Source organism: Pseudomonas sp. TAA207, assembly GCF_001529285.1.
In the GTDB taxonomy this organism is placed as follows: domain Bacteria; phylum Pseudomonadota; class Gammaproteobacteria; order Pseudomonadales; family Pseudomonadaceae; genus Aquipseudomonas; species Aquipseudomonas weihenstephanensis.
The window spans coordinates 1-1,337 of the sequence record NZ_LLWJ01000006.1; the positions used below are offsets into that span (position 1 = coordinate 1).

At 31.0% G+C, this 1,337-nt stretch carries 3 protein-coding genes; all 3 read left to right on the forward strand.

All coding sequences use genetic code 11. The annotated features are described in order from the left end of the window. Positions 1-93 precede the first annotated feature (93 nt). The 3 genes from AP059_RS00040 to AP059_RS00045 all read left to right on the forward strand — a co-directional run bounded on the left by AP059_RS00040 (position 94) and on the right by AP059_RS00045 (position 1,114). Positions 94-534, forward strand: a complete 441-nt coding sequence (locus AP059_RS00040; protein ID WP_059874870.1) for a hypothetical protein — start codon at positions 94-96, stop codon at positions 532-534. A gap of 98 nt (positions 535-632) precedes the next feature. Beyond that, on the forward strand, positions 633-797 hold the full coding sequence (locus AP059_RS22370; RefSeq protein WP_165599901.1) for a hypothetical protein: 165 nt from the start codon (positions 633-635) through the stop codon (positions 795-797). 62 nt (positions 798-859) lie between these two features. Next, the gene (locus AP059_RS00045; RefSeq protein WP_059874872.1) at positions 860-1,114 is read left to right on the forward strand and encodes a hypothetical protein; all 255 of its coding nucleotides are present in this window, start codon (positions 860-862) and stop codon (positions 1,112-1,114) included. Positions 1,115-1,337 lie beyond the last annotated feature (223 nt).

Sequence of the window (1,337 nt, forward strand, 5' to 3'; positions counted from 1 at the left end):
ACGAGAATGAGCTTACAGAGTACACTACTGACGATATTATGGGCTTTATACAAGATATGGCTGATGATTTCAAAAACTGGAAAGGCGAATAAAATGACAGAAAAAATTATTATCTCTAAAGAGTTGAACGAATGGCTAGAAGAACATCAAACGTTAGATGCTGATAATACACTATATGATATACGCTTCAGCAAAGAAATTTTTGATGAATTATTTGAAAAAGTTTGGCTTGAAGTTGACAATACAGAGAGCTATAAAAATACTTTAGCAGCATTTGGTTTAAGTGGTAATACTAAACAGGCCCATCTATGGTTATTATTGAACCGTGATAAATGGGAAGTAGCAAAAGATGAGTTGTTTTACATCTGTATTCCAGAGCCTCATGATAGAAACGGCTATTTGGCAAAAGATATTGGACTGGAATTTTTCCTTAAAGTGCCTAACCAAAAACGTTATAAATGGACACAAGAAGAAATTGATAAACATGAAGTAGCTAAACATTTACAACATTTTAAAAAGAAAGTAGAAAAATAAAAGTTAAAAGAGTTTATGCTTGACAGTGTGAACTTTTTTTGATATTATAGTCTTATAGAAATTAAGGAGATACAAATGAAAAATACAATGTTAAATTGATGAACAACAAAAAAGGATATTTGAATTCTTTTAAAAATGAGCTAGGTGAAAAGTTCATCTTCCTAGGATTCAAAGAAGAAAGAAATAACTTCAAGTCAGAGTTCACTAAAGAAGAAATTAAAGCGATGGATGAAAGATACTTAGAATTTATTGAAGAGGTCTAAGTTAATTCTTGACAAATATAAAGTAATTTGATAATATTGTCTTATAGAAAGGTGGTTAAATAATGGCGATGCGAAAGGATAGGGAAATAGTAGCTTATAACCCTATTACAGAAGAAGAACTACACTTTAGCTGTAAAGCTCAATGTGCTAAGTATTTCGGACTTAAAGCTAATACAGTTGTCAAGTGGTTTGATATTGGTAGGCCTATAATTGAACTGCTAAGAGAGCAAGATAATAAGCAGATGGCAATTGAAAAGCAAGACAAACTAAAAGGCTTTGAGTTATTTACAATAAAGGAGTGGTTGGATTATGTGTAAGAAACGCAAATACACAAAAATGGGCGCTTTATATTCAATAGCAAATGCCCAACATAACAAAAAGAAAGCTGATAAGATACCAGTTAGAGCTTATTACTGTAAGAAGTGCAATTTATATCACTTATCAAGTCAGCAAAGATTAAATATTAAGACAGGAGTAATTGGATGATGAAAGATGAATTTACATACTACACAGTATCTTGGATATTGGAAAAAGAAATTA